This is a genomic window from Azorhizobium sp. AG788 (genome assembly GCF_004364705.1).
Lineage (GTDB): Bacteria > Pseudomonadota > Alphaproteobacteria > Rhizobiales > Xanthobacteraceae > Azorhizobium > Azorhizobium caulinodans.
Genome location: NZ_SOBM01000006.1, coordinates 25,211 through 48,498 on the forward strand (window position 1 = coordinate 25,211; position 23,288 = coordinate 48,498).

Consider the following 23,288-nt stretch of genomic DNA (forward strand, 5'->3'; position numbering starts at 1 on the left):
TCGCAACACTGATTTCGACCTACTGCAGGAATTGATCAAGAGCTTCGGCCGGTGTTCTCCAGCCGAGTGCTTTCCGGTGTCTGGCATTGAGAGCCATTGCGACTGCGGCAATGGATTCCGCGCTGTGCGCACTCAGGTCCGTGCCTTTCGGAAAGTACTGGCGCAGCAGGCCATTGGTGTTTTCGTTCGTGCCGCGCTGCCACGGGCTCTGAGGATCGCAGAAATAGACTTGGATGCCAGTGTCGATCTTCAGCCGAGGATGCTGAGCCATCTCGGCACCCTGATCCCAGGTCAGCGACCGACGCAGATCCTGCGGTAGAGTCGCGATGGTTCGGGTGATCGCGTCGCGCACCGCCTCGGCGCCGTGACCGGCGAGCGCGGGCCCATTCTTGATGCGCCGCGCCTCGCCGTGGCCCTCCAGCCGAGGCAGATGCAGATGCAGCAACATAGTCTATCGCGTCGCGCGCTCGACAAGCGTCCAGATCGCGGAGCTGCCGAGGCCCAGGATGAGGTCTCCCTCCCAGTGTCCGGGGATCGCCCGGTCGTCCGCCTCGGCTGGACGCTGGCTGATCATGATCTCGGGCGCGACGAAGCTCTTGCCGCGCCGGCTCACACGTGCCCGCGGCGTACGAAGCGCCCGGCCTGTTCTCAGGCAGGTCGTCAATTCGCGGCGAAAGACTCCTGGCCCCTGGATGAAGAGAGCCTGGTAGATGGCTTCATGGCTGATGCGCATCGTATCGTCGTTCGGAAAGTCGATGGGAAGGCGTCGTGCGATCTGCTCCGGGCTCCATGCTCTTGCCCATCGTCGGTCCTTCCGCTTTCCATGCCGGCGTCCCTTCCACGGGGCGAAGGGGCCGGGAACGAAAGCGCCGCTCGAAGCCGTAACGACGCCAGCCAGCCTGTCCTCGACATAGGCGCGCAGAGCAGCATTCTGTGCAAGCTTGGCTGCTTTCGGTCGCCGGCCCGACCGCGCGGCATGCCACTGCGCCGTGGTCGCGCGATACTCCAGTCCACCGCCACGGGTGGCAGCGTTGCGCCGGAGCTCGCGGGAGATCGTCGAGGCTGAGCGGCCAATGCGGCGCCCGATCTCCTGCATGGAATGACCTTGCACACGCAGAAGCTCGATCTCCTCACGCTCGGACAAAGAGAGATAGCGACCGGAAAGAGGCGTGGCTGTGGGTCTGAACATCGTTGGTGGCATACCGCCCGCCTTCCGAAACCATCGGGTTCCGACAGGCTGCGACACGCCAGCCTCCAGCGCAGCATTCTCGCTGGTCATTCCCTTCGCAATGCCGGACCAGAACCGCTGTAGCTCTGTTCGCGTGGCCGACGGAGGCCGCCCGGGAGAAGGCAAAGGCGGACGTCCCGAGCGGTCCGATCTGCGTCGTGTGATACCCACCGCAACCTCCTTCGTTCGGGTGTTGCGACGACCGTTTGAATCCGCCTTGCGAGCCGCGGTCGCTATGGTGCACCAGGCCGCCGCGATGAGTGGGCCGTCGCTCGTGAAGGGCCTGCTCCAGTGCATCCAGCACGAAGCTGGCATGCGCGGTCTTGCTCACCCGCCAGCCGACGATGCGGCGGGCATAGGCGTCGATCACAAAGGCGACGTAGACGAAGCCCGCCCAAGTGCTGACATAGGTGAAATCGGACAGCCAAAGCTGGTTCGGCGCCGGCGCATGGAACACACGGTTCACACGGTCGAGCGGGCACGGTGCCGACTTGTCCGAGAGGGTCGTGCGGACCGGCTTGCCGCGGATCACACCGGCCAGGCCCATGCCCTGCATCAGCCGTTCGACGGTGCAGCGCGCCACGACGAATCCCTCGCGCATCATCTGTCGCCAGACCTTGCGTGCTCCATAGACCTCGAAGTTCTCGGTGAACACGCGCTCGATCTCGGGGCGCAGAACCTCGTCCCGTAGCGCCCGTGCCGAGCACTTCGACGGATCAAGCCGCCGGGCGACATGTGCATGATAGGTCGACGGGGCGATCGGCAGCACCTTGCAGATCGGCTCGACCCCATGCGCACCGCGATGATCATCGATCAACGCAATCATGTCTTCGACCGGCGGTCGAGCTCCGCCATGGCGAAATAAGCCGATGCCTTGCGCAGGATCTCGTTCGCCTGCCGTAGCTCGCGGTTCTCGCGCTCAAGAGCCTTCAGCTTCGCCGACACATCCGTCGTCACGCCTGCACGCTTGCCGGCATCGACCTCGGCCTTCTTCAGCCACTCATTCAGTGAGTGCGCCGAGCAGCCGATCTTCGCCGCAATCGACACGATCGCCTGCCAGCGCGAAGGGTGTTCAGCCTCGTGGTCCAGCACCATCCGTACTGCGCGAGCGCGCACCTCAGGCGAGAACTTGTTCGTCGTCTTGCTCGTCATGGCCCCATCCTCTCAGGAGTTGGGGCCTGCGGCAAAGCCGGGGCGGTTCAGTACCACTACGAGAGCCACGAGCAGCTCCGCACCCATCTACAGCTCTTCCTGGATGCCTACAATTACGCACGTCGGCTCAAGACTCTCAGGGGCCTGACGCCCTACGAGCACGTCCTTCATGTCTGGACTGAAGAGCCCGAACGCTTCAGACTCAACCCGTCACACCACATCCTGGGACCGTACACCTAACGTTCGCGTCCCTGTTCGATAAATTCGCGAAAACCCTTACTTCCGAACGTCGAGCCCCCGCCTATTGAAACTATGATATCGAATTCAGGAAAGACCTTTGTCCACATTGCGATGAACGTTTTTACTTTCCCATCCTGATAAACTGAATCCCCTATATTCAATAATTCCAAAAGACGATCTCTTCCGTGTGAGAGTCGCCCCCATACGATCGACCCGTTTATTTCTATTTCTTTTATATCCGCATATCCGTCATTGACGAAATTCTTTATTTCACTCTCTTGATTATCGGATCGAGTAGTGATCGTGATGCGTCTGATTCCACAGGCGCGCTGTACTTGACGGGCGATTGCGCCGCCATTGGCTAAAAAGCCGCTCTTCTTGGCCGGACTTGTTATAAGGACCGCCCAACTGTTACTTGCTCCCATGAACACCTCGGTAGGGCTGGTCGTGTCGAGGGCAAAGGGAAACAGCATATCGGCGACCGCACCCACGAATTGTGCACCTCGCTGCGTGATCTGGTTGTTTCGTCTCGTAGCGAAAAAACCGAATTCTTTGACCGCCGGACGATTGTACAACCAGTTGGCGGAGAGGAGGTTGTCGGCGAGCGTGAATGTTCGGCCGAGGCCCTTGACATCGATCCTATCGCCATAGTCATTGACAACGGACCCGACAAAAAGCACTCCCGGCCGCAACGATTGGGCGAGGGACTTCGGGCGGAAGTAAGCGAGGACGGATGACATGATTTCGATGTCGTCAGCCTCGTCACCTGCCAAGACACACTCCAGCCGCTCGGAAATTCTCTGTATCTCCTCGCCTGAATCAGGAACAAACAAATCCGCACGCATTCTGTGCAGTTCGATTCGTTCGATTATGCATATCAGGCGCAATAATGGGCTGCGATTCCTCATCATGACAGCCCACGAGTAGAGCAGCTTTCTTACGCACAGCGCCATGGCCTCGAAATCCTCGAAAGCGTGCGCGGCTCCCCAGTCCACCAGATGCATGCGCAACTTGGTCAGTTGATTGAAGTCCGGCTGACCGGCCTGATCGAGCGTCGCGCCTTCCTTTTCGATGACAACCATCAATTTGTCGATTGGCTCTTGGGCAGTGACCTTCAGGTAATCCTGCTTGATCCAGCGTATGCTGAGTACGCGTGCGCAGAGGGCAAGAAGCGCAATCTCGTTGGTCGAATGGGGACTAGTGAACCTATTGAACAGATAGGGATTATCCATCCAGTCGCGCGCTTTGATGATCCCGCCCCGGTCTATCTGGGACTGATCGTCGAAAAGCGTCCCAGCGATGGACGCGCCATCCCACACACATCCGCGTAGATCGGCTCGCTTGAAGTTGAACCCGGCAAGATCAGCGGTGCGTAGGTCGAGATGACGCAGGGAGCATCCGGCAAAGTCCTTTTGCGGATCCAGTTGCAACAGCCGAGTCAACTCGACGAAATCTTTGTCCAGGTTCTCACGCAAGACCCGGTGATTGCTCACGCGTCTTCCCCATCAAAAGGTTCAATCGCAATTATAGACGTGGAAACAAGCGCCTGCTGTCCGTTCCCGCTCAGCTTCTTGTTTAGAAGCACCAGGTCGAACGCCCGCCTTTTGGCGGCGGCATCTGGAGCAATATCGCTCTCTGGTCCCAAATCCACGACTGCATCTTGGAGATCAACAATCGCCTCAAAACTAAGCGACAGGATTGGTGGCGGAGCATCACTGAGGTACCTAACTAACATCGCCCCAAGGTTAATATTTGAAATATATGTCCCTGATTTGCGCATCCTTTGTGGCACGCGATTGATCTTCCAGCTTGGGTTGTTTCGAAGTCCAGCTCTCTCGCCCACGATGATTTCGTCATCGCTCCAGTCTATCTTACCGTAAACATCCCTCTTCCGGAATTCCTGGGTGTGGTCGATAAAGAGCACCTCAACATCAGTTTCGACAGCATGTGCAAAAATGCCGCTGTCAACCCGAACGGTCACGGCGGTGAAGTACATTGCGCCAGCCTCCTCGATGGAAACTGCGTTCAGCTCAACTGCCGCCAGCATGATAGGCGAAATTGCCCGAGGCTCGCTGACAAACTGGTTGTTGCTAGCCACCTCTACCGACAATGCGACAAGGCGCTCATCCTGTTTGGTGGGAACAAAGCGCACCTGAGGGCGTCGTGCCCGACCCGTCGTTGTCGTAATTGGTATGGCATTCGCCGCCAGACCGTCCGACACGTTGACATTCAGTCTTTCTTCCAACTCGCGGCGCGCGCTTTGCTTTTCGTCGTCAGTTATAAGGTCCAGATACTGCCGCAGTCCAGTGATCGTTGACAGGCGTTCCTGGTCGTAGTTTTGGCGCCAAAATTTGAAGAGATCAGCCCCAAGAGCCTTTGCTTCGGAGTAATCGAAATCCTTCCCGTGCTGTGCGAACCTGTCGTCACCAGAAAAAAGCAGCATTAGCCTATCGGTGAACGCGGCCGCCTTTTTATAGTTTGTCCCGCCTTTCCACTTGCTGTAGTCGCTATTACTTAGTGTTAATTCGCGCGTTAGCTTGTAGATAACCAACCTCGGTTTGCGACGTGAGATTGCCTTCATGCGCGGCAAACTGGAGCTCCATGCAGCTTGCAGTAAATGCTCCACTAGGCTTTGCAGCCTCTCGTCAGGCGCCCTGCGAAGCGCGTATTCAACAGTCATTGTGAACGCTCCTGGGCACGCCATATCGCATCACGATAGAGGTGGAGCCCGGCGATTTCAATGTACACGTCCGGCGAAGAACGCCTTACGCTGAACTGATAGGGTTGATGCCCCCTCCAGCGCGCACGTATTGTGTCCGGACAGCGCCGTGGTGGCGCTTTCAGCGGAGGAGCACATGCCAGATGTTCATGTCCTTGCGATCGACCTAGCCAAGAGGAGTTTCCAGGTTTGCGGCACGGATCTGGGCGGAGCGGTTCTGTTCAACGAACGGCGTCCCGCACGAAGCTGATCCAGCTGTTGAGCGCGGAGCCGCCCTGATCGTGGCGATGGAAGCCTGTGCAACGAGCCACTATTGGGGCCGGTTTGCTCAAGGCCTTGGACACGACGTGCGGCTGATTCCGCCGATCTACGTGAATCCCTTTGTGAAGCGGCAGAAGAATGATGCCGCTGACGCGGCCGCGATCGCCGAAGCTGCGCTGCGTCCGAACATGCATTGCGTCGCGGTCAAGGGTGCCGAGCATCAGGCTCGTGCAGTAGCCTTCCGGACCCACCAGTGCTTTGTGCGCCAGCGTACCCAGCTGATCAATGCCCTGCGTGGCCATCTGGCGGAGTTCGGGCTGATCGTCGCCCAGGGACCTGCTCACCTGAAGCAGATCATCGAACTGCTTGACCAAGCAGGGCCGGAGGTGCCGGACGCCGTCCGAGAGATCGTCCGGCTCTACCTCGATCAGATCGACGTTCTCACGCTCAAAATCGAAGAACTGCATTGCCGGCTCAGGGATGCAACCCAGGAAAATGCCGAGATGCGCCGTCTCTGCACGGTCCCCGGTGTCGGTCCCGTGACAGCTGGCGCTGTCCTCGCCTTCGCCCCCGATCTGCGCGCCTTCTCGAGCGGCAGGACCTTTGCGGCTTGGCTGGGGCTCGTGCCGAAACAGCGATCGACGGGCGGCAAGACGCGGCTCGGCGGTGTCATCAAGATGGGGCAGACCGACATCCGCCGGCTTCTAATCGTCGGCGCCATGAGCCGAATCCGATGGATTGTCCGTAAGGGCATCCTCCCAGGGAGCTGGCTTGGGGACCTCGTCGGGCGCAAACCTCGCATGGTCGCCGCCGTCGCCTTGGCGAACAAGATGGCTAGCATCATCTGGTCGATCATGACAAGGGAGGAAAATTGCAGGATGGCGTGAGCGATTGCCTTCCTCAGAAGGGGACAGCTATCGCCTCGGGGTCTTCAGACTCCGGCAAGGAGATCGACTGACAACCTATGCGGCAAGGACTTCAATGTTCAGGACGGGGAAAACCAGTCCCGGGGCTCGAGCGCAAAGCTCTCTGAACCGATGTGGACCCAGTCCTTCAAACTGCATACCGGCCCCGTGGCGCAGGTCACGACCAGAGGCCTGACACACGACCGATAGAAGCGCCAAGCCGCCGAAGTCTGTCAGAAACCCCTTGCAAAACCCGGGGGCATCCACACACGCCCCGGGGTTGCCGGAGGCCCCGACTCCTGAGAGATAGGGGCCATTATGAGCAACAAGACGACGCACAAGTTTTCGCTTGAGGTGTGCGAGCGCGCGATGCGGAGGGTGCTGGACCACGAGGGCGATCATCCGTCTCGTTGCGCGCCGATGGTGTCGATCGCTGAGAAAATCGACTGCACGGCCCAGACGCTGAACGAGTGAGTCAAGAAGACCGAGGTCGACGCGTGCAAGTGGGCGGGCGTGCCCAGCGACGTGGTCGAAAAATGAAGGCGCTGGAGGGGGAGAACCGCGGGCTGCGCCAGGCCAACGAGATCCTGCGCAAGGCCAGCGCCTATTTCGCCCAGGCGGAGCTCTACCGCCCGTTAAAGAAATGGTCGCCTTCATCGACGATCATCGAGGGGCGTACGGGATCGAGCCAATCTGCAAGGTCTTGCCGATCGCCCCGTCCACCTACCCTGAGCGGCTGGCCCAGCGGCGCGATCCGGCGCGGCAATCGGCCACGGCACGGCGTGACCAGGTATTGAAGCCCGAGATAGCCCGCGTCTTCGCCGAGAACTTCGCCGTCCATGGCGTGTGCGCACGGTCTGACGGCAAGTGCGCCGGGAAGGCCCCGAAGTCGCCCGCTGTACGGTGGCGCAACTGATGGGTGAGCTTGGACTGCAAGGGGTGATCCGGGGCAAGCCGGTGCGCACCACGATCAGCGACATGGCCCCTCCCTTTCCGCTGGACCATGTGAAGCGCCAGTTCCACGCACGGGCGCCTGACCGGCTGTGGCTGTCGGACTTCACCCACGTCGCCACCTGGATGCCCGGTGCATCGTAGGCCGGCGCGTCAGTCGCACCGCGCGCTTCCTCGATGACGGGCGCGTCTGCCTGACGAACAACGCTGCGGAGCGCAGCCTGCGCGGCTTTGCCCTCCGCAGGAAAGCACGGCTCTTTCGCCGGCTCCGACCTCGGCGCCACCATGGCAACGCTGGTCCAGACCGCGAGATAAACGACGCCGACCCGCAGGCCTGGGTCGCCGACGCGCTCGCCCGCATCGCCGGAACGCCGCAGAACCGTCTGCCCCAGTTGCTGCCCTGGCGCTGGCGTGCCGACACCGCACGGCACCGTACAGCGGCCTGCTCACACCAACGTCGTCGCCGATCGCCATCAGCCCGTTGCCCTCGCCAGAGGCATACATTTCGTTTGACCGGAACTTTGCAGCGGAGCGCAGAAAGATTCCGGCAAAGTGGGGGGCAAATTTGACCGCAGAACAGTAAAAAAGATGATATATTTCAAAGCATTAATAGAAGTGCTCCCTTGAATTCACCGGACAAGTCCGCCCGGGCAACAAGGGAGACACCATCATGACCACACCGAACCTTCGCGCGGCCAAAAGGCCGTTCGATCGCATGCGGCAGCGTGAAAACATCATCGCTGAGTTTGTCGCCACTAGCAGCATGTGGCGCCACTCTTGCCTGTCGCTGACCCAGATTCTCCGTTGCGAGGATCTTGACCAGACCGGCGCCAACTTTGCACCCATGATTGGCGACATTTTCAAGCGGCACCTGCCGGAGGCGGCCGAGGCCCTGCAGCGCGCGGTTCGTGGTGAACTTGGCGCAGTCTTGTTGCGCCAGGTGTTCGAGCCTGACCCGGGGCTGCCGACGCCGGTCGATGATGTTACGCCGCCGACAAACGAGTGGCTCGCGCCCATTTTCCCGCTGCTGGGGATGGCCGGCGCGGCGGGCCTGACGCCGGCTGCCTACTACAACGAAGCGGGCAAGCACCTGTTCAGCCATGTTCGCCCCACGAACGCCAGCCAGATGACTCGAGAGCGCTCCACCAGCATGTGCCGCATGCATACGGAGGTTCCGCATGGCGCGGTGGCTGGGGAACATCGCGTCGTCTGCCAGCCGATCGCTCCTAAGGGGCTGATGCTGGCGGCGTTGAAGAACCCCGATCTCGTCAAAACAACCATCATCTCGCCGCAGGGCGTGCTGTCAGCGCTGCCTGACTGGGCTAGGGACAACCTGTCCCGGCCGATCTTCAACGCTCCCGCGCCCAAGTCTTTCGGTGACCGGATTGCGATCGGCGGCATCAGCGTACTGTCACGCGATGCACTGGGCAACGACATCATCCGCTTCAGTTCGAGGTACGAGTCGCGTGACCCTGTCGCTATGGCCGCCTTCAAGTTGCTTCGGGAGCAGTTGCGGGATGAAGAGAACTTTCACCGCGTGACGCTGCATCCGGGCGACGCGATCTTCATCGCCAACGATCGGGTGTTGCATGGGCGAGAGAGCATCGTACCGCGCTTCGATGGCAACGATCGCTGGATAGTGCGGCTCTATGGCTTTTCTTCCGCGGCGCTCATTGAGCCCCTGCCGGCCGGTCCGAGCGCGATGTTCCTAGGGAAGGGCACAAAATGAGCAAGACGCTATTTACCTCGTTGCCTGTCGTCGGCTCCACTAAGGTCGTGCGACGCGACGGTTCCGCGGTGCTGTTCGCCAAGGGGCGAGGTGCATGGGTTCAAGACGAAAGAGCACAGTTCTACCTCGACTTCTCCTGCGGTGTGGGAACGGTCAGCCTGGGCCATGCGGACGGTGATTTCACCGCCCGCATGGCGGAAGCCATCAGCAACGGCCTGAGCTTTCCCGGTTATGGCGAGGCTCATGCGCGGCTTACATCGGCCATGCTTGAAGGCACGAACGGCACCTGCGTGGTGAGCCTTTTCAAGACGTCTTCGGAGGCGGTCAATGCCGCGCTCCGCCTTGCCATGGCCGAAACGGGCCGCTTCGGGGTGATCCGCTGCGGCTATACCGGGCAAGCCGACTGGCAGATTGCTGCCAGTCCCGGTTGGCATGAGCCGCTGCATTCGCCTCTTCGCGGCGTCATCCGCGAGGTCCCTGGCTGCCGCGGCCTCAGCGGCAACGAACTGATTGCGGACTGGATCGATCTTGACCCGGCGTCGCTCCAGCAGCTTCTCGACCAACATCGAGGGCGCTTCGGCGCACTGGTCATCGATGCCTATCAGTTCGAACTTGCGCCTGCGGAAGCTCTTCTGGAAGGTATCAACATCTGCCGTGAAGTTGGACTGATCGTCATCCTCGATGAGACTAAGACGGCTGGTCGGTACGGGCCGCGTGGAAGCTGGGAACATGTCCTGGCCAAGCTTGCTCAGTACGTGATCCTGGGGAAGGCGATTGGCAATGGCGCCCCCATCAGCGTGTTGCTTGGCCCGGATGATCTTGGTGACCTGTACCGCGCCAGCCGGATCGGCGGAACGCATTCCAAGGAGACGTTCAGCGCCTGTGCAGCACTCAGCACAATCGAGATCATGCGCGAGCGGGACGGCTACAACAACCTGGCCCAAATTGGACACGCCATTGTCGGAACCCTCAACCTTGCAGCTCATGCGGCCAATATATCCGAGCACCTGGCTGTTGTTCCGATGTTGGGAGGTAGACTCTTTGAATTTGCCTTCTCTGACCAGACGATCGGTGCGCCGCTGATCCGGAAGGAACTTGTGATGTGCCTACTCGACGAGGGGGTCATTGCGCTTGAAGGTCACTGCTCATTCATCAATCTAGCTCATGGCGAGATCGATCATGAACTTATGCATGACCGGGTCAAAGCCGCTTTCGTCAAATGGCGAATGAGTTCTATATTGACGCTCTAGAGCGGCTCTCTGGCGAAGTTTCCGGGTAAGTGGGCGGCAGCTTCCGCCGTGGCGCAAGCGCTCTTGACGGGCCCGATACGGGCGCTCAGCGGATGTTCGCCACCGACTCGCGGAGGCGCCGCCATGGGTCCATCACCGGAAATCCCTTGGCCTCACCTTCAGCACGTCGATGTGCAGGTCCGGGACGTGGATGTCGCGGGTGCGGAGGCCTATGGGTGGCTGGTCCCGGGGATCGGGACCGGAGCCGCCATTCCGAACCTGGTCACCTCGACCGTGCGCCAAGGGGAATGCGCCCCGCTGCCCCACGCTTGCCAGGTCCGCCGACAAGTCGGAGAGCCGGTGTGCCACCAGATGGACCACATCGCCCTCGCGCTGTATCCGGCCTCGCACCGCCATCATCCCGGCGGAGAGGACGATCTTTCGATTGTTTGCGAAGACCTTGGGCCAGACAACCAGGTTCGCGATCCCGGTTTCGTCCTCGAGGGTGATGAACATTACGCCCTTGGCCGAACCAGGCCTTTGGCGCACGAGCACGATGCCAGCGGCCTCCAGACGTTGCCCATCCCTGGCATCCATGGCTTGCCGACAAGAGACCACCCCGCGAGCCCGGAGATCCTCCCGCAGGAAGGAAACGGGATGATCACGCAGGCTCAATCCCGTGTGCCCATAATCCTCCACGACCTCGCTGCCCGCACTCATCGGGCGAAGCTGGACCTGGGGCTCCTCCAGTTCCGCGAGGAGACGCTCCTCCCGCGCCGAGGCCGCTACGAAAAGCGGAAGGGGTTCGTCCCGAAGGGCCTTGATCGCCCATAGCGCTTCGCGCCGCTCCAATCCAAAGGACGGACGAAATGCATCCGCTTCCGCGATCTGCACCAGGGCTGCGGTGGGAACACCCGCCCGGTGCCACAGCTCTTCGATACCGGCATATGGTCGATCCGCGCGAGCGGCCACGAGAGTGCCGGCATGAGCATTGGCCAGTCCCTTGACCATGCGCAGGCCCAGCCGGACCGCAAACTGCTGTCCGTCATCGGTCTGCTCCAACGTACAATCCCAACGGGAGGCATTCACGCAGATGGGGCGAACCTCCACCCCATGGTCCCGTGCATCACGGACGATCTGCGCAGGGGCATAGAATCCCATGGGCTGCGCGTTCAGCAGGGCTGCGCAGAACACGTCAGGATGCCAGCATTTGAGCCAGGCACTGGCATAGGCGATGAGCGCAAAAGATGCGGCATGGCTCTCCGGAAAGCCGTAGCTGCCAAAGCCCTCGAGCTGCTTGAAGGTCTGCTCGGCGAAAGACCTCTCGTAGCCGTTGGCCACCATCCCATCGACGAGCTTGTCGCGGAAGGCGGAAACACCGCCGGTGAACTTGAAGGTGGCCATCGACTTGCGAAGCCGGTCTGCCTCGCCGGGTGTGAAGCCCGCACATTTGATCGCGACGCGCATGGCCTGCTCCTGGAAGAGCGGAACCCCGAGAGTCTTGCCCAGCACCCGCTCCAGTTCTGGCCTCGGGTAGCTGACGCGTTCTTTCCCCTCCCTGCGCCGGAGATAGGGATGCACCATGTCACCCTGGATCGGTCCGGGACGGACGATCGCAACCTGGACCACGAGGTCGTAGAAAGTCCTCGGCTTCAGGCGCGGGAGCATCGACATCTGCGCCCGGCTCTCGATCTGGAAGGTGCCGAGCGTGTCCGCCTTCCGGATCATCGCAAAAGTCCGCGGGTCCTCCGGGGGGATCGATGCGAGGTCAAGCTCAATCCCCTTGTGCTCGGCCAGCAGATCGAAGCCCCGCTTCATGCAGGAGAGCATTCCGAGCGCCAGCACGTCGACCTTCATGAATTTCAGGGCATCGATGTCGTCCTTGTCCCATTCGATAACCTGCCGGTCTTCCATGGCCGCGGGTTCGATCGGCACCAGTTCGTCCAGACGGTCATTGGTTAAAACGAAGCCTCCCGGATGCTGGCTCAGATGCCGCGGCGCTCCCATGAGCTGCCGTGCGAGGTCCAGCGCCAGCCGCAGCCGACGATCGGCGAGATTGAGGTTGAGGCCTTCGATGTGCCGGTCCTCGACGCCGTCCTGCGACCATCCCCACACCTGCCCCGAGAGCGTCCTGATGAGGTCCTCGCCGAGACCAAGTGCCTTGCCCACATCACGCAGGGCGCCCTTGGTCCGATAGCGGATGACCGTCGAGCAGAGAGCGGCGCGATCCCGGCCGTAGGTGTCGAACACCCACTGCATGACGATCTCCCGTCGCTCGTGCTCAAAATCGACATCGATGTCCGGTGGCTCGTGCCGCTCCTCGGACACGAAGCGTTCGAAAAGAAGATCGTTGCGACCAGGGTCGATCGACGTGATGCCGAGAACGAAACAGACAGCAGAATTGGCCGCCGAACCTCGGCCCTGACACAGGATGCCCTGGGAGCGGGCAAACCTCACGATCGCGTTTACGGTCAGGAAGTAAGGCGCATACCGCAGCTTCGCGATCAGCCCGAGTTCATGCCTCAATGAAGCCTGCACACTATCCGGCACGCCTTCCGGATAACGGGTGTCCGCGCCCTCCCAGGTCAGCTTCTCCAGTGTTTCCTGCGGCGTGAGGGAGGGGTCATCCCGCTCCTCGGGATACTGATAGGCAAGTTCGTTCAGGTCGAAGCGACAGCGCGCGGCGACCTCAAGAGAACGAGCGAGGGCCTCTGGGTAACGGCCAAACAGGCGATGCATCTCCTCCGGGGCCTTTAGAAAACGGTCGGCATGACGCTCCCTCCGAAAGCCGAGGCTGTCGATGGTCACGCCATGGCGGATGCAGGTGACCACATCCTGAAGCTGGCGGCGGTCCGGCGCGTGGAACAGCACGTCGTTGGTGACGACCGTGGGCACCCGCATGCGATGCGCCAGTTGGCTCAGTTCGTGAAGCCGAAGCTGGTCATTTGGCCGTCGGCGCAGCGTGAGGGCAAGGTATGCGCGATTGCCGAAGACGTCCCGTAACCGTCGAAGCCGGATTCCGCATGTCTCATCGGGCTCGTCCGGAACGAGGACGCCGATCAGCCCGTCGCCATATGCGACCACGTCCGACCATTCGAGAAGACATTTCCCTTTGCCCGCCCGTCGCTTGCCTAGTGACAGCAGGCGGCACAGCCGGGCGTAGGCCGGGCGATCGGCCGGATAGACCAGCACCGACATGCCGTCGTTGAGGTCGAGCCGGCACCCAACGACGAGCCGCACTCCTGTCGCCTTTGAAGCCTCGTGCGCCCGGACGATGCCAGCGAGGGAATTGCGATCGACGATCGCAAGCGCCTCAATGCCGAGAGAAGCCGCCGCAGCGAAGAACTCGTCGCAGGACGAGGCCCCCCGCAGGAAACTGAAGTGCGAGGTGACCTGGAGTTCGACATACCTCGGCCCGCTCATCCGAACAGTCCGTGCAGGTACCAGCGATGGGATCCGGTGGCGGCATCCTCACCGTCGCCGGCACGAAACAGCCAGAACCGCTCCCCCGCATCATTCTCCACCCGGAAGTAGTCGCGGACGGCGTGCATCTCCTGGTCGCCGAGCCACCATTCGCCGAAGACCCGTTCCGGGCCGTCTCCGCGCCGGACCCGATGGCGGATCCCGCGCCATGAGAACCAGGCAGGGGGATGATCGGGAAGCAGAGCCATCGTTTCGATGTGCTCCGGTCGCGCCAGAAGCCGCGACGGACGGGGCCAATGGTCGGGCCAGCTTGCACCGGTCGCGGGGCTCATCGGCGCGATGCGGGCCACTGACCGCTCAGGAACATCACTGGCCACAGGCGCCATGCGAAACAGGCTTCGCTCGCCCACCGTGTTGGCGAGCACATCCACGAGCCCGGAAATATCCGAGACGGCTTCTTCGACAATGCTGGTGATCGTCTGCCGGTCAGCGAGAGGCTCCGCCAACGTGGCGGCCAGTTCCAGGCATTCGATGCCGAAGCCTGGCTCGATGGTCTCAATCTTGTCGGTGAGCAATCGGGTCAATCGGCGCGCATCGCGAACGGGCAATGCCATGCCGACACGAACCGCCTGCATCGTGCTGTCAACGCGATAACAGATGAGGTCGAGACGCTTCGCCCCGAGGCCGCGTTCGGCCAAACCCTCGCACAGGGCAATCACGAGCTTCCCGATGTAGCGGGCGATGGTCTCCGCGGCGCCGATCGGTTCCGCAAACGCGCGCCTCACGCGCACGATCTCTTCCGGTCTGATAGGCTCGATGGGCTCTGCCAGGCGGCCAAGGGCCTGGTTCAGGCGTCGTCCGAGCTCCGGACCGAAGCGCAGCGTCAGCGGTGCCCGCGGCATCTCCGCGATGTCTCCGATCCGCAAGAACCCGAGGACATGCAGGCCAGACACGATGTCAGCGGGCAGGCGCAGAGCCGCGATCGGCAGATCAAGGATCCTCGGACACGCATCGCCGCGCGGGATCACCACCGACCTTCGCCCGCCGAAACGGGCCACCGCATGCGCCGCGCCCCAGGTGTCAGCCACGGCCACCCGGGCAGACACGCCTGAGGTCTTCAGCCGTCCGGCGATCGAGGTCAGCATCATCTCCTCGCCGCCATGCAGATGGTCAGCACCGGATGTATCCATGACGATTCCATCCGGTGGATCGGTGGCGACGATGGGCGCGTACCGCTGCATCATCCAGAGGGCGATACGATCGAGGGCTTCGGCATCGGCTTCCGGGACGTGCTGGTGCACAACGAGGTTCGGCACCAGGACCCGAGCCGTGGTGGCCGGCATGCCGGGACGGAGGCCTGCGGCGAGAGCCACCGCATCCGCAGCCATCACCATCTGCTTCTGCCCCTGTCGTCCGACCAACACGAGCGGCGTTTCAGCCGGAGGCGCTGCTGATCCAGCCTTCCTCCGCCACCTGTCCGTGGGCCAAGTCGGAAGCCAGATGGAGACGACCCTCGGCATCACACGCGTCCACTTCGAAATCAGCACTCTCGCCCGCCCGGGAACGGATCAGTTCGACGAGCCATCGGTGTCGTCCGACGCCCGGCACGGGTAACGGCCTGGACGGCAGGACGGAGACCCTCCAGCGGGTCATGGCTGCGGTTGGCTGACCAAAGTCAGCCGCATCCGCAGGCCGTCGCCACCGTCGGAGGGCTATGCCCATCGTGCCCGTCTCCTCCGCACGCAGTTGCAGGCGGCGGGAGGCTGTCATGGACAACCGAGCGACTTCACCCACGACGACGCCGAGGCCGCCATGACGAAGACCTTCCTCGAGACAGGTCAGGATGGCCTTGTCGTCGCCGGCCTCCACATAGATCACTCGATCCGGAGGGAGGCCCGCTTGGGCGAGTGCCGGGGCAAACAAGTCCGCCCGCGTGATGCACCAGAGGATCTGGCCGCGCGTACGCGCGGCGATACCCGCCACGAAGAGCGCCGCTGCCGCGCCGTCGACCGCTCCGTTGCCGCCTCCCGCGACTTCGTGCAAGGCCCCCATGGCTAGTCCACCGCCGGGCAAGCGCCCATCCATCGCGGCAACGCCAAACGGCAGAACCCGCCTGATCCGACGCCTTGTTCCCTCGATGCTCTCGATCCGTTCCCGCAGGGCCTCAACGACGGTGTTGCGGCTTCTCCCCGAGCCACCGAGCGGGCCCGCAGCGTCAATGCTGGCACCCATCGAATGCTTCCACGCGCAGAGCCAACTCCGTCAGCCAATGCTCTTCCCATTGCAGCCAGACCGCTTCCCTTTGCTCGGCCGTATGGACCGGCGCCGCGGTGGCGCAGGCATGGCCGCTCAGAGGTTCGGAGGTCGCTAGAAAGGTCGGCAATGCGATGTCGTCCGCGCGAAAGGCATCGCTCGGCATGGTGGTCTCCGGGGCTGAACAGCTCTATGGATTCCACGAGAACAAAATGAGAACAAGCGAAATCTGTCAGGCACACGCGCTGGCTGTGTTTACCGGGGACGGCATCGAACCAGCATGTGCCGTCGGGCGTTCCAGCCACTCACCTCCACGCCGAGGGCCTCCCATGAGGATAGCGACTTTCAACGTGAACGGCGTGAACGGACGCCTCGATGTCCTCCTGCGTTGGCTTGCTCAGGATCAGCCGGACGTGGTCTGTCTTCAGGAATTGAAGGCTCCCCAAGATCGCTTTCCCATCGCCGCATTGGAAAAGGCCGGATACGGAGCGATCTGGCAGGGCCAGAAGGCATGGAATGGCGTTGCCATCCTGGCGCGCGGAGAGACGCCCCTGGAGACCCGTCGAGGTCTTCCCGGCGCGGCGGACGATATCCAGAGCCGTTATATCGAGGCCGCCATCGAGGGTATCATCGTGGGATGCCTCTATGCGCCCAACGGCAATCCGGCACCCGGAGCCAAGTTTGACTACAAGCTGCGGTGGTTCGAGTGCCTCAGATCATACGCTGCCGGTCTTCTCGAACTGGAATTGCCGGTCGTGCTCGCCGGAGACTTCAACGTTATGCCGACTGACCTGGATGTCTACGCTCCAGAACGGTGGCGGGATGATGCTCTGTTCCGGCCGGAGGTGCGCAAGGCGTTCGCCGCCATGACGAACGACGGCTGGATCGACGCCATCAGGCACCTGCATCCGGACGAGCGCGTTTACACATTCTGGAAGTACCTGCGGAACGCCTTCGGCCGCGACGCCGGGCTCCGGATAGACCATTTCCTCGTCAGCCCGGCACTGGCCGGCGACCTTGCTTCTGTCGGCGTGGATCGCGACGTTCGAGGATGGGCCCACGCGAGCGATCATGCACCGGTCTGGCTCCGCCTCCGATGACGGAGCAGTGCACGAAGTGAGAGAACTCTCCCCGTTGGGCTCCTGTCGCCCCCCTGCTATGGTCGAGGGCGGTCGCGCCGGAAACATCTTCGATGTGCAATCTGTACAGCGTCACCAAGGGCCAGCAAGCCATCCGTGAATTGGCCAACGCCATGCGGGATACGACCGGCAATCTCCCCCCACTGACCGGCATCTTTCCCGATCAGTTCGCACCGATCGTGCGGACTGCCGCAGATGGGGTCAGGGAACTGGCTATGGTCCGGTGGGGCATGCCTTCATCCGGCTATGCGCAATTGGAAGCCACGAAGAAGCGTGCGGCGAAGCTGGAGGCGAAGGGAAAGTCTTTCGACTTCAAGGAGCTGTTGCGCCTCGAGCCGGACGGCGGGACGACCAATGTGAGGAACACTGGTTCCAGGCACTGGCAGAGGTGGCTTGAGCCATCGAACCGATGTCTCGTGCCTTTCACGAGTTTCAGTGAACACAACAAGGTCTTCGGGGGCGATGTCTGGTTTGCCTTGGACGAGACGAGGCCTTTGGCCTTCTTCGCGGGGATCTGGGTGCCCTCATGGACCTCCGTTCGAAAGGTCAAGGAGGGCGAGGTCACCATCGACCTTTTCGCCTTTCTGACGACGGAAGCGACCGAACCTGTCTTATCAGTCCACCCAAAGGCGATGCCGGTCATTCTGACAATGGAGCAGGAACGCGAGATCTGGATGACGGCGCCCTGGGAGGAAGCGTCGGCCCTCCAACGCCCCCTCCCGTCCGACACCCTCCAGATCGTCGCCCGCGGCCGCAAATGGGACGGCCTTGATCCGGCAGAAGCCTGACCAACGCGTCGCGGGCAGGACCGCGGGGCGCGGAAGCAGGTGTTTGTTGCCTTTTTGTTCTCATTTCGCTATTAAAAGTTTGGCTGGTGACTCAATCACCCCATGGCCTCCACCGCATCTGCAAGCGAGCAGCACGGGCGACGAAGATGGGACCCGGCGACGCAAACCGATCAAGCGCGCCCACACGCAAGATCATCCACGTCGACATGGATGCCTTCTACGCATCGGTGGAGCAGCGCGATAATCCTCAACTCCGCGGCAAACCCGTGGCCGTTGGCGGGTCAGCCGCAAGGGGAGTTGTCGCAGCAGCGAGCTACGAGGCCAGGGCTTTTGGCGTGCATTCCGCGATGCCATCGGTGACCGCGAAGCGGAAATGCCCGGAGCTGATTTTCGTCCCGCCCCGCTTCGAGGTTTACCGAGCAGTCTCGGGGCAGATCCGGGAGATTTTCGCTGAGCACACCGACCTGATCGAACCGCTGTCGCTCGATGAGGCCTATCTCGACGTCACGGTGAATCGCAAAAGCATTCCGGCAGCCACGGCCATTGCAGAAACGATCCGCGCGAGGATCAAGGAGGTGACGGGCCTGAACGCATCTGCTGGCATCTCCTACTGCAAGTTTCTTGCGAAGACGGCCAGCGACCTCAACAAGCCGAACGGTCAGGCCGTCATTACCCCTCGGATGGGGCCGGCTTTCATCGAAGCTCTGCCGGTGAAGAAGTTTCACGGCGTCGGACCGGCAACGGCCGCCAAGATGGCGCGGCTGGGGATCGCCACCGGCGCTGACCTCAGAGCGAAGTCGCTGGACTTCCTTCAACAGCACTTCGGCAAATCGGGCGCCTGGTATTACCGGATCGCGCGCGGCATCGACGAACGGCCGGTTGAGCCCCACCGGGAGCGAAAATCGATCGGCGCTGAGGATACCTTCGCAATCGACATCTTCGATTTCGGCAAGGCCCGCCAGGAGTTGGAGCCGCTCGCAGCCAAAGTCTGGCGCCATTGCGAAGGGCGCGACCTTTCCGGGCGCACAGTGACCCTCAAGGTGAAGTACGCGGACTTCCAGCAGATCACCCGAAGCCGCACCCGCAACGCCCCGATCACGGGCGCCATCGATCTCGAGCGGTTCGCGGCGGACTTGCTGGCGCCCCTCTTCCCTCCACGGAAAGGCATACGTCTTATCGGCGTGACCGTCTCATCGCTGGAGGCCTACGGTCCAGATCTGATCGGAAGGCGCCAGCTTGCGCTCCTATAGACCTCACATGGCCTTACGGCGGCAGACAGCGTGAACAACCCTGCCAATGCAGCCACATCATTCCGTGCCGAAAAATGTGCGCCATGCTGCGTATATGGGTAGAGCCCACAGGAGGAGGCTGATCCCCGTATAGAACGCACCTGCAACAAGCCGCTTCCAGATTGGCGCCTCCGACGAGGTCCAGATGCGGCTGAGATCTATCTCTTTATGAAACCTTTTCTGCTGCAAAGGGCCGCTCCACTGCAATCATTCTCTCAGAGATATTCGAATATACGAAAACTCGCCAATCCTACGCAAATGCAGATGCACACAGCAGATATCATCTATATGGGAACCGATTATCCCTTTCGATCCACGGAGATTTCGCCAGACGCAGCCAACAAGTCGTCAAAATAGCATCGCATTAGATAATGCCACGCGGAAGCGGCCCGAGCGCCATAATCACTTATTCGCGGTCGCCGCATGTAAGGCAGACAACCAGCAGCTCAGATTCGATAGCAAGCAATTGACCAATTGATGACCTATCCCCTTGCGGCAACACGCATTCCTTGGCAGCATGCTGCGCCAAGGTGGGGACTATGGTCACGACGATTGTTGAGGTGCCATCCAATTTTGATGGCGTGGTGGAGCGGTCTGTTCTGCGGCTGGAAGCACGCTTTCCAGCAATCCGTTTCGAACGACGCCCTCAAGGCATCTTCGTATCGGGAGCTGTCGACGAGGCTGCCATACTAGGCCTGCGGTCAGCCGTCCTTCACACGCTCTACCGTGAGCGCATCTATCTTGAAACGCTGCCCATGCGCGAGGCCTTACTCTCGGCGGTCATGCGATGAAGGTCTGGCCGCTGCGCTTCCGGCATGCCGGTGACGACGCGTTTATATTCTCCGATGACGCGGGCGGCTTCTTCAGGGGATCAGAAGCCTTCTTGCGCCGATACGCGGAAGCTGGTCTCGATGACCACGACCGGGCATTCCTTCTCGAGGGCGGCCACGCCTATCGCCGCGAGCTGGACTTGCCGTACACGGCCTTCGCCTATCGCTGGGCAGCGCGGCAGGCCGTCCGCCGGACGATCTCCTACGTCGTTTTGGTCCCGACGCTGCGATGTGATCTCACGTGCTCCTACTGTCAGGTCTCCAGGGCCGCCTTGAATGCGCAGGGCTTCGACTGGACCGAGGAAACCGCTCGGTACGTGGAGGACTTCCTGGGCGGCCTCGACACCGAAGACGTGAAGGTGGAATTCCAAGGGGGAGAGCCCCTCCTGAGGCTCGATCTCCTGGAGCGCATCCGTTCTTTCTGCCGGTCGCGCTTCCGGCGTGCGGAGTTCGTCGTCTGCACGAACCTCCAGAACGTCGATGAGGCCGCCTGGCGGTTTCTCGAGGCACCCGATACCTTTGTCAGCACATCGCTGGATGGCGATGAAGCCACGCACCGGCGCCAACGCACCAAGACCGCTCCGGGAACCGAGGCTTTCTTCCAGAACCTCGACGAGGCCGTCCGCCGTCTCGGCCCCGGCAAAGTATCAGCCCTACCGACGATTGACATCGACGCCCCGCCCGACGTGGAAGCGATGATCGACAATTTCGAGCGGCGCGGCATTCGGTCAATCTATCTGCGGCCCGTGAACCATCAGGGCTTCGCACGTCGCGGTCGTGAGCCCGATGCGGCGCTGGATCGCTGGATCGCCTGGCACGCCGCTTTCGTCGAGCGGCTGATCGAGCGCAATCACCGAACTGGGTCGAGCCTCGAGGAGTACTATTTCAGCCAATGCCTGCGACGGGTTCTGCGCTTTGGTGCGGACGGTCACGTCGACCTCCGAAACCCCAGCTTTTTCGCGTCGGACTACATCGTCATTGATCACGATGGCACCTTCTATCCGACGGACGAAGCCCGCATGCAGTCGCGGATCGGTCGGATCGACCTATCCGTCGGCAACGTGCGGGACGGCCTCGGCCGGGCGAAGATCGACACACTGAATTCGTGTTCGTTGAACAATTTCGACCCCGACTGCATCCACTGCGCCTTCCAGCCGTTCTGCGGCTCGGACGTGATCGATGACATCTCGCGATACGGGACCATCGACATACCGCGGACCGAGACATGGTTCTGCCGCCGGCATACGGCCCTCTTCGACAAGGTCTTCGAGCTTCTCTATCGCGATGACGAGGCGACGCGCCGATCCCTCGCCCTGTGGTTGGGCATCCCGGAGTGGACGGACAACCTCGTGCGGGTGCACCAATGATCCCTCTCCGCATGCGAGCGCACTCCTCCGTCGACGAGCCCTACGTTGTCAGATTGAACTCGGAGGCGCGGGCGTTCGGCCTCGATGCATCGGGCACCCGCACCTCATTCGATGCCGACCTTGTGGAAGCCACGCCGGATGGATTGACCTACGTTGGGCCCCGCGGCCGCGTCGACATCCTTGGCGCCGATGCCTTGGACATCGATGGCGACGTCCTCCTCGTCCTTCCCGGCGGGCGGGCTGCCCAACGCCTCGTGCGCGCTGCATCCCGCCACAACACGTTCCTCGTCACCGAGAGATGCGACCAGCTCTGTGTGATGTGCTCGCAACCGCCCAAGGAACATCACTCGGACTGGTTTCCCTTCTTCGAGGCAGCAGCTCTCCTGGCTCCGCGGGACATGACACTGGGCATCTCCGGGGGCGAACCGACCCTGTTCAAGTCTGAGCTCCTTCCCATGATGGAACGGGTGCTTTGGACACGGCCCGACCTCGTATTCCACGTCCTGAGCAACGGGCAGCATCTCGGTGGGGGCGACATGGGCATACTGGCGCGGCTGCCGCGAGACCGGGTGATTTGGGGAATTCCCCTCTATGCGGCCGATGCCTACCTGCACGATGACATCGTCGGAAAGGGCGGTGCATTCGAGCGCCTCACTGAGACATTCTCGCTCTTGTGCCGCGCCGGCGCAGTCGTGGAGCTTCGAACGGTTGTCATGAAGTCGAACGCGGCCGCCCTAAAGCCGCTGGCACATTTCGTGGCCACCCATCTCCCGTTCATCGGCACGTGGGCGCTGATGCAGATCGAGAACATCGGCTTCGCGCGCAAAAATTGGGAAAACCAGTTCCTCGACACGTCGAGGGAGTTCGCTCCAATTGCGGCAGCGCTCGCTATTGCCCGAAGCCGCGGGATTAACGCCGTCTTGTACAACTTCCCGCTCTGCACCGTCCCTACCGCCTATCGGAACCTAGCGCCCTCGACAATCTCCGACTGGAAACGGCGCTACCTGCACGACTGCATCGGCTGTTCGGAAAAGGAAGCTTGCGGCGGCTTCTTTGAATGGTATCCCGAAGATCGCGGGTTCAGGAGGTTGGGAATCCAATGATGCGCAGGCTGTTCGCGATTCCGTCGCTGTTGGCGGCGGGATTCCTACCCGTAAAGGCCGCTGCCATGCCACTCAGTGTCCAGCCGTTGGCGGACCCGACGAAGACAAAGTCGCTCTTCGACGTGTTCAAGCTCGACCACCTGTACACACTCGCCGGGCACAGATCTCATAGTTCACACAGCAGCCATAGCAGTCACAGCAGCCATCGCTCATCTTCAGGCGGCAGCTATTCTGGATCGTCGGGATCGTCCTATAGCCCGCCGTCGTCGTATGCGGCGCCCCTCCATTCAGCCCCGGCTTCGACTGGCAGCTCCACAGGAACCTCGTCGGGGAATTCGCCCACGCCTTCAATGCCCACTCAACCAGCGACCCAGCAGGCTGCTCCAGCTCTATCCGCTCCCGTGGACATCAAGCCGAACCCGGTGCCGCCTGGAGCGAGGGCGGCACCGATGCCGCTCCCCGGGAACACGGACAAATTCACGGACATCGTGAAGCAAGTTCAACGAGCCATGCTTGCGTTCGGCTATTTCAATGGGGAAATCAGTGGCGTCGTCGACGGGCGGACGCGGGAGGCGCTCACGAGGCTCCAGGCGGACTACCGGCTGAAGGCGACGGGAACGATCACGCCGGAGACGTTGGATGCCTTGCGAATTGTTGCTCGCTGATTCTTCGCACGAATGAA

The 23,288-nt window shown here is 61.7% G+C and carries 15 protein-coding genes, 6 pseudogenes and 2 other annotated features; of the genes and pseudogenes, 13 read left to right on the plus strand and 8 right to left on the minus strand.

Features of this window, described 5'->3' with window-relative positions; genetic code table 11:
• Positions 1 to 19: 19 nt before the first annotated feature.
• Positions 20 to 1,399: pseudogene (locus DFO45_RS16150) on the minus strand (IS30 family transposase).
• A gap of 46 nt (positions 1,400 to 1,445) precedes the next feature.
• A pseudogene (locus DFO45_RS16155) lies at positions 1,446 to 2,380 on the minus strand (IS3 family transposase); the annotation flags it as partial.
• Positions 1,980 to 2,096 (minus strand) — a sequence feature (AL1L pseudoknot). It overlaps the preceding pseudogene by 117 nt.
• 48 nt (positions 2,381 to 2,428) lie before the next feature.
• Here DFO45_RS16155 and DFO45_RS16160 point away from each other — a divergent pair.
• Positions 2,429 to 2,620: pseudogene (locus tag DFO45_RS16160) on the plus strand (IS481 family transposase); the annotation flags it as partial.
• On the opposite strand, the gene DFO45_RS16165 reads toward DFO45_RS16160, so the two are convergent.
• Positions 2,617 to 4,113: a pentapeptide repeat-containing protein gene (locus DFO45_RS16165; RefSeq protein ID WP_133865695.1), complete on the minus strand. Its 1,497-nt coding sequence runs from the start codon at positions 4,111 to 4,113 to the stop codon at positions 2,617 to 2,619. The pseudogene DFO45_RS16160 and the gene DFO45_RS16165 overlap by 4 nt on opposite strands.
• Entirely contained in the window at positions 4,110 to 5,300 is a 1,191-nt protein-coding gene (locus DFO45_RS16170) for a hypothetical protein (RefSeq protein ID WP_133865696.1), read from the minus strand. The genes DFO45_RS16165 and DFO45_RS16170 overlap by 4 nt, the downstream gene beginning before the upstream one ends.
• A 175-nt stretch (positions 5,301 to 5,475) precedes the next feature.
• Between DFO45_RS16170 and DFO45_RS16175 the strand changes: the two are divergent.
• The 5 genes and pseudogenes from DFO45_RS16175 to DFO45_RS16200 all read left to right on the plus strand — a co-directional run bounded on the left by DFO45_RS16175 (position 5,476) and on the right by DFO45_RS16200 (position 10,435).
• Positions 5,476 to 6,487: pseudogene (locus DFO45_RS16175) on the plus strand (IS110 family transposase).
• Positions 6,488 to 6,823: 336 nt separating this feature from the next.
• Positions 6,824 to 7,582, plus strand: a pseudogene (locus DFO45_RS25275) (IS3 family transposase); the annotation flags it as partial.
• Positions 7,107 to 7,223 (plus strand) — a sequence feature (AL1L pseudoknot). (Overlaps the previous pseudogene by 117 nt.)
• Positions 7,583 to 7,623: 41 nt before the next feature.
• Positions 7,624 to 7,872 (plus strand): annotated as a pseudogene (locus tag DFO45_RS16190) (transposase domain-containing protein); the annotation flags it as partial.
• A gap of 254 nt (positions 7,873 to 8,126) precedes the next feature.
• A complete protein-coding gene (locus tag DFO45_RS16195) occupies positions 8,127 to 9,185 on the plus strand; it encodes a TauD/TfdA family dioxygenase (RefSeq protein WP_133865699.1) in 1,059 nt (352 codons plus the stop codon).
• Positions 9,182 to 10,435, plus strand: a complete 1,254-nt coding sequence (locus DFO45_RS16200) for an aminotransferase class III-fold pyridoxal phosphate-dependent enzyme (RefSeq protein ID WP_133865700.1) — start codon at positions 9,182 to 9,184, stop codon at positions 10,433 to 10,435. Before DFO45_RS16195 ends, DFO45_RS16200 begins: the two co-directional genes overlap by 4 nt.
• Positions 10,436 to 10,567: 132 nt before the next feature.
• On the opposite strand, the gene DFO45_RS16205 is transcribed toward DFO45_RS16200, so the two are convergent.
• Genes DFO45_RS16205 through DFO45_RS16220 form a run of 4 tightly spaced genes read right to left on the minus strand, consistent with a single transcriptional unit; the run spans position 10,568 to position 16,256 of the window.
• Complete coding sequence (locus DFO45_RS16205) at positions 10,568 to 13,837, minus strand: error-prone DNA polymerase (RefSeq protein WP_133865701.1); 3,270 nt, start codon at positions 13,835 to 13,837, stop codon at positions 10,568 to 10,570.
• Positions 13,834 to 15,357: a DUF6504 family protein gene (locus tag DFO45_RS16210; RefSeq protein WP_133865702.1), complete on the minus strand. Its 1,524-nt coding sequence runs from the start codon at positions 15,355 to 15,357 to the stop codon at positions 13,834 to 13,836. Before DFO45_RS16210 ends, DFO45_RS16205 begins: the two co-directional genes overlap by 4 nt.
• Positions 15,272 to 16,069 carry an ImuA family protein gene (locus tag DFO45_RS16215; protein ID WP_133865703.1) on the minus strand — a complete coding sequence of 266 codons (798 nt, stop codon included), beginning with the start codon at positions 16,067 to 16,069 and terminating at the stop codon, positions 15,272 to 15,274. The genes DFO45_RS16210 and DFO45_RS16215 overlap by 86 nt, the downstream gene beginning before the upstream one ends.
• Positions 16,053 to 16,256, minus strand: a complete 204-nt coding sequence (locus DFO45_RS16220; protein ID WP_133865704.1) for a hypothetical protein — start codon at positions 16,254 to 16,256, stop codon at positions 16,053 to 16,055. Before DFO45_RS16220 ends, DFO45_RS16215 begins: the two co-directional genes overlap by 17 nt.
• A 163-nt stretch (positions 16,257 to 16,419) precedes the next feature.
• Between DFO45_RS16220 and xth the strand changes: the two genes are divergently transcribed.
• The 7 genes from xth (at position 16,420) to hxsA (ending at position 23,271) form a co-directional block, all read left to right on the plus strand.
• Complete coding sequence (gene xth / locus DFO45_RS16225; RefSeq protein ID WP_133865705.1) at positions 16,420 to 17,190, plus strand: exodeoxyribonuclease III; 771 nt, start codon at positions 16,420 to 16,422, stop codon at positions 17,188 to 17,190.
• A gap of 92 nt (positions 17,191 to 17,282) precedes the next feature.
• The gene (locus DFO45_RS16230) at positions 17,283 to 18,017 is read left to right on the plus strand and encodes an SOS response-associated peptidase family protein (protein ID WP_133865706.1); all 735 of its coding nucleotides are present in this window, start codon (positions 17,283 to 17,285) and stop codon (positions 18,015 to 18,017) included.
• 146 nt (positions 18,018 to 18,163) lie between these two features.
• Complete coding sequence (gene dinB / locus DFO45_RS16235; RefSeq protein ID WP_133865707.1) at positions 18,164 to 19,267, plus strand: DNA polymerase IV; 1,104 nt, start codon at positions 18,164 to 18,166, stop codon at positions 19,265 to 19,267.
• Between the two features lie 578 nt (positions 19,268 to 19,845).
• Positions 19,846 to 20,097: a hypothetical protein gene (locus DFO45_RS16240; protein ID WP_133865708.1), complete on the plus strand. Its 252-nt coding sequence runs from the start codon at positions 19,846 to 19,848 to the stop codon at positions 20,095 to 20,097.
• Positions 20,094 to 21,503 (plus strand): His-Xaa-Ser system radical SAM maturase HxsB, encoded by a 1,410-nt coding sequence (gene hxsB, locus DFO45_RS16245; protein ID WP_133865709.1) that lies wholly within the window; start codon positions 20,094 to 20,096, stop codon positions 21,501 to 21,503. Before DFO45_RS16240 ends, hxsB begins: the two co-directional genes overlap by 4 nt.
• Positions 21,504 to 21,514: 11 nt before the next feature.
• Positions 21,515 to 22,606, plus strand: coding sequence for a His-Xaa-Ser system radical SAM maturase HxsC (gene hxsC / locus DFO45_RS16250; protein WP_245518140.1), 1,092 nt, complete (start codon positions 21,515 to 21,517; stop codon positions 22,604 to 22,606).
• Positions 22,606 to 23,271, plus strand: a complete 666-nt coding sequence (gene hxsA, locus DFO45_RS16255; protein ID WP_348633845.1) for a His-Xaa-Ser repeat protein HxsA — start codon at positions 22,606 to 22,608, stop codon at positions 23,269 to 23,271. The genes hxsC and hxsA overlap by 1 nt, the downstream gene beginning before the upstream one ends.
• Positions 23,272 to 23,288: the final 17 nt, after the last annotated feature.

What these genes read in the sequence shown, in the direction of transcription:
- DFO45_RS16240 (WP_133865708.1), top strand. Translation starts at nt 19,846, where the DNA reads ATGGTCACGACGATTGTTGAGGTGCCATCCAATTTTGATGGCGTGGTG.
- hxsA (WP_348633845.1), top strand. Translation starts at nt 22,606, where the DNA reads ATGCGCAGGCTGTTCGCGATTCCGTCGCTGTTGGCGGCGGGATTCCTA.
- DFO45_RS16195 (WP_133865699.1), top strand. Translation starts at nt 8,127, where the DNA reads ATGACCACACCGAACCTTCGCGCGGCCAAAAGGCCGTTCGATCGCATG.
- xth (WP_133865705.1), top strand. Translation starts at nt 16,420, where the DNA reads ATGAGGATAGCGACTTTCAACGTGAACGGCGTGAACGGACGCCTCGAT.
- DFO45_RS16205 (WP_133865701.1), bottom strand. Translation starts at nt 13,837, where the DNA reads ATGAGCGGGCCGAGGTATGTCGAACTCCAGGTCACCTCGCACTTCAGT.
- DFO45_RS16210 (WP_133865702.1), bottom strand. Translation starts at nt 15,357, where the DNA reads ATGCCGAGGGTCGTCTCCATCTGGCTTCCGACTTGGCCCACGGACAGG.
- DFO45_RS16215 (WP_133865703.1), bottom strand. Translation starts at nt 16,069, where the DNA reads ATGGGTGCCAGCATTGACGCTGCGGGCCCGCTCGGTGGCTCGGGGAGA.
- DFO45_RS16230 (WP_133865706.1), top strand. Translation starts at nt 17,283, where the DNA reads ATGTGCAATCTGTACAGCGTCACCAAGGGCCAGCAAGCCATCCGTGAA.
- hxsC (WP_245518140.1), top strand. Translation starts at nt 21,515, where the DNA reads ATGCGAGCGCACTCCTCCGTCGACGAGCCCTACGTTGTCAGATTGAAC.
- hxsB (WP_133865709.1), top strand. Translation starts at nt 20,094, where the DNA reads ATGAAGGTCTGGCCGCTGCGCTTCCGGCATGCCGGTGACGACGCGTTT.
- dinB (WP_133865707.1), top strand. Translation starts at nt 18,164, where the DNA reads ATGGGACCCGGCGACGCAAACCGATCAAGCGCGCCCACACGCAAGATC.
- DFO45_RS16170 (WP_133865696.1), bottom strand. Translation starts at nt 5,300, where the DNA reads ATGACTGTTGAATACGCGCTTCGCAGGGCGCCTGACGAGAGGCTGCAA.
- DFO45_RS16200 (WP_133865700.1), top strand. Translation starts at nt 9,182, where the DNA reads ATGAGCAAGACGCTATTTACCTCGTTGCCTGTCGTCGGCTCCACTAAG.
- DFO45_RS16220 (WP_133865704.1), bottom strand. Translation starts at nt 16,256, where the DNA reads ATGCCGAGCGATGCCTTTCGCGCGGACGACATCGCATTGCCGACCTTT.